The 3,943-nt window shown below is 47.9% G+C and carries 5 protein-coding genes and 1 pseudogene; 5 read left to right on the plus strand and 1 reads right to left on the minus strand.

What is annotated here, in order from left to right; translation table 11 throughout:
* Positions 1–257 precede the first annotated feature (257 nt).
* Positions 258–638 carry a hypothetical protein gene (locus tag BSZ32_RS19400; protein ID WP_206018837.1) on the minus strand — a complete coding sequence of 127 codons (381 nt, stop codon included), beginning with the start codon at positions 636–638 and terminating at the stop codon, positions 258–260.
* A 150-nt stretch (positions 639–788) separates the two neighbouring features.
* On the opposite strand from BSZ32_RS19400, the gene BSZ32_RS12880 reads away from it, so the two are divergent.
* The 5 genes and pseudogenes from BSZ32_RS12880 to BSZ32_RS18930 all read left to right on the plus strand — a co-directional run.
* Positions 789–1,049 carry a hypothetical protein gene (locus BSZ32_RS12880; protein ID WP_105043791.1) on the plus strand — a complete coding sequence of 87 codons (261 nt, stop codon included), beginning with the start codon at positions 789–791 and terminating at the stop codon, positions 1,047–1,049.
* Between the two features lie 53 nt (positions 1,050–1,102).
* Positions 1,103–2,136, plus strand: a pseudogene (locus BSZ32_RS20240) (molybdopterin-dependent oxidoreductase).
* Positions 2,085–2,615 (plus strand): molybdopterin-dependent oxidoreductase, encoded by a 531-nt coding sequence (locus BSZ32_RS19415; protein ID WP_206018840.1) that lies wholly within the window; start codon positions 2,085–2,087, stop codon positions 2,613–2,615. Before BSZ32_RS20240 ends, BSZ32_RS19415 begins: the two are co-directional and overlap by 52 nt.
* Positions 2,616–2,758: 143 nt before the next feature.
* On the plus strand, positions 2,759–3,463 hold the full coding sequence (locus tag BSZ32_RS19420) for a molybdopterin dinucleotide binding domain-containing protein (protein WP_206018841.1): 705 nt from the start codon (positions 2,759–2,761) through the stop codon (positions 3,461–3,463).
* Positions 3,464–3,484: 21 nt separating this feature from the next.
* A partial coding sequence (locus BSZ32_RS18930) for a hypothetical protein (RefSeq protein ID WP_165788835.1) occupies positions 3,485–3,943 on the plus strand: 459 nt, incomplete at its 3' end.

Below are 3,943 nucleotides of genomic sequence, written 5' to 3' on the forward strand. Positions count from 1 at the left end.
TTTAAATTAGTGTGCCGCTGACGGGAGTTTGCTTCCTGCGCGAACTTTTGGTGGGAAAACTGGCATAACCTTTGGGTAAGCTGGTGCATGTACGGCATGGCAATCTGTGCATGTATTGCGCTTGCGTGGGCCTCGGTTGAGATCCCAGTAACCATTCATTCCGCCGTGACTGCCATTGAGGTAGTCTCTGTGTTGCGGGCCGTGGCATTGCGCGCAGAGTTGTTTGGTCTCAGAGAACTCAAGCGACTTTCCGTTAGCTAGATGGAGGGTTTCGTAGTTTTCTGAGTTGTGACAACTGACGCAGCTGAGCGTGCATGGTTGAAAGTGAGGCTTTGGTGGAAGTCTTGAATTTCACTGCCGGTATGGGCGTCAGAGTTAGAGGCTTTATTGTCATGGCATGTGTTGCATCTCACTGAGATAATGCTGCCGTCTTGCGCACGCTTTCCTGAGCCTACCATCGGTAGGCCATCTGGGTGGTTGATGTAGACTGGGTGTTTAGGTCCGTCGTTGTTCCAAGTGCTAAGTTCGGTCTCTTTCTCCGAGGCTTGGGAGATGAAGATAAGGGTGCCAATGCCGATCGCTGCTACGATTGTCAGGCTGACTGCTATTGTGATTTTCCTAGATAAGTCTGTGCTCATGACCTCATTGAGTGAGGCTACCTTTGTTGCGGTACTTCTTCTATTACTCAAAATATTACGGACTTAACAAGAATAAAGGATCTTGTATTCTTTTATTCTTGAGTGTGTGGCTGTGACGCTGTATTTCATAAATAAACCAAGGGAGACAGAATGCCAATAAACGGACTATTGATAAATCTAAGTGATGACGAAGTGTTGGCTGCTGAGACAGTGGACTTGATGCGGAAGAGTGGGAAATTGGAGATGGGCGAGCTCGCTGATCGTTACCTTCCAGTCGTGGTAGAGGCTTCTAATGTGGGTGTGTCTCACGATGTGCATGAGTGGATAGATGATCTCCCCGGAGTGGTTTCAGTGGATGTGATTTTCGCGAGTGTGGAGGAACCTAATCGCAATAAAGTAGAAAATATTTAAGTATGAAAATTGGAAATTTGTTAGAACGACGTAGCTTTTTGAAGCTGTCAGCAATGGCTGCCGCAACATCTGCGGCACAGGCCAAATCTGGAAATAAGCCTATTGGCTCAGTGGACGCAGGTGGTATTCGGTGGGACAAAGCCCCATGCCGTTTCTGCGGTACTGGCTGCCACGTGAAAGTGGGAGTGGAGAATGACAAAGTGGTTGCTATCGCTGGACATGAAGGAGCTGAAGTGAATAAGGGATTACTTTGCGTAAAGGGCTACCACGTTGGTGGTATTCTTTATGGTAAGGATCGCCTCACTGAACCAATGATTCGTAAGAATGGTGTGTTAGAGCCGATTAGCTGGGACGATGCGATCATTGTCGTGGCTGAAAAGATTTACAATGATCCAAAACGATTCGCTTTTTACGGATCAGGCCAATGGACAATTCCTGAGGGATACGCGGCACAGAAATTCATCAAGGGCGGCCTTTCTAACAATCACATCGAGCCGAATGCTCGCTTGTGTATGGCTTCTGCTGTTACCGGCTATGTGTCAACTTACGGTGTGGATGAACCGGCTGGATGTTATGACGACCTAGATGCTGCGGATGTGGTGATTCTATGGGGAAACAATCCCGCGGAAATGCACCTGTTTTGTTCTCACGTATTATCGACCGTCGCTCAAAAGGGAAGCAGGTGACGCTGGTAGATATAGGAACAAGACGTACTCGTTCAACTGAATTTGCTGACCATTATCTTAACATGGCTCCGCAAACAGATCTAGCGATTGCTAACTGTATCGCGCGTTATCTGTTAGAGACTGAGACTTACGACAAAGACTTCGTATCAAAGTTCTGTAATTTCAGAATCGATAAAGACGAGAAGACTCGCGACCTCTTTGGCAAGCCGAGTACTTTTGAAGAATATAAGGAAAAGCTTCAGCCGTACACATTTGAGTATGTGAGTGAACTCTCAGGAATTTCTGTTGAGAAGCTCATGATTTTGGCCGAAATGTTTGCTAACCCGGAGCTTAAGATCACCTCACTTTGGTGTATGGGGATGAACCAACACACACACGTGGCACTGCGATCAATCGCTTAGTCCACGGCATTCACTTGCTTTCAGGACACTTCGGTACGCCGGGGAATGCTCCGACGAGTTTGACTGGTCAGCCATCAGCCTGCGGTACCGCCCGTGAGGTCGGCACACTGGCGCACGCGTTGCCGGGTGGTAGGCACGTAGCAAAAGAGGGCCATCGTGAAGATTGTGAGAAAATCTGGAACATGCCGAAAGGAACGATCAACCCTAAGCCAGGTTACCACACTGTAAAGATGTGGGAGAAGTTCTGCACTCCAACATCCGAGGGTGGAGATATCACTACGATGTTAGTGCAGGTGACAAATCCTGGTCAAACATTGCCAAACCTTAAGAAGCTTTTCAGAAATAAAGAAGGACTCAAAGACAAGTTCTTGATCGTTTCTGAGTTTTACCCAACAGCAACGACAGAGATCGCGGATCTTGTTCTGCCTGCTGCTCTGTGGGTCGAGAAAAATGGTATTGTAGGTAACTCTGAGAGATGAACCCAACAATGGTTCAAGCAAGTAGAGCCACCAGGAGAAGCTAGAGAAGACGCTTGGATGACCCTCGCTATTGCCCACAAACTTTTTGAAATGGGCTATCCTGGAATGAAGGACAAGGACGGAAAGTTCATTTTTGCAATGCAATGCAAGACGAGCAGGGCGCAGAGGTGCCAGTCTGGGATTACGCGCACTATCATGACATCAATGTGGATAAGAATCTCTATGACGAGTACCGACTCCTATCATTCAAAAAGCATAAGGATCTAGCTCCTTACGATGTGCTCAAAGAGCACACTGGGCTTCGCTGGCCAGTCATCAAAGGCGATGATGGAGTCTACCATGAGACCAAGTTCCGCTTCTCAGAATTTAGCGATCCCTACGTGGAAAAGGGCAAAGGTATACAGTTCTACCATTCGGTGACTAAAGATGACCGAGCTCTGATTTGGTTCTGCCCATACGAGGCTCCACCTGAAGTGCCTGATAAAGAGTACCCGCTTTGGCTCTGTACTGGACGAGTGTTAGAGCACTGGCATTCTGGCACCATGACCATGCGCGTCAAGCAGCTCAGAGGAGCCATGCCAAGCGCCTACGTCGAGCTTCACCCTGACGATGCGAGTGATCTAGCAGTTGGGAATGGCGATCTAGTTAAAGTGATGTCTCGCCGTGGCGAAATGGTCTTGCCTGTCTGGATCAATGGTCGCTCACGCCCAGCAAAAGGATCCGTGTTTGTGCCTTTCTTTGATGAAACTAAATTGATCAATGATATGACTTTAGAAGCACATTGTCCTGTCTCAAAGGAACCTGATTACAAGAAGTGTGCTGTGAAGATAGTGAAGCACACAGCCTAGTTCTCCACATAGAAAGTTGCCATGAATTCTAATCAAAATGGAGCTAAAATAGCCTGTTCCAAGAGTGTGATACTCGTCGTATTGCTGACTGCTAGTATCGTTTCTATCTCTGGTGTCTTTATGGGAATGCGTCATTCTCCCAAAGACGAACAAGGTTACAAACCATGGTTGAACCAACCTAACGGACATGCGTCTGATGATCACCACGTGCATGTTGCCCCACGCTACGCGGATATTCCGGAGAGCGACTGGAAGGTGGATAGCCATTGGGTCAGTCATCTTAACACATTACCAAAAGCATCTGACGAGCAAGTTGAACTACCAGTGATGAGTGCTGCAGAGCGCGGCGAGGTGATTGCTCATCGAGCCGAACGACGCGCCTATGATGGTGCTCCACCAGTGATTCCAAACGCGATCCAATCAATTGAAGTGCAATCATGTGTGGCGTGCCATAGTGCTGACGCAAACGTACTTATAGCG

The sequence above is a fragment of the Rubritalea profundi genome (assembly GCF_002954445.1).
GTDB classification, from domain to species: Bacteria; Verrucomicrobiota; Verrucomicrobiia; order Verrucomicrobiales; family Akkermansiaceae; genus Rubritalea; species Rubritalea profundi.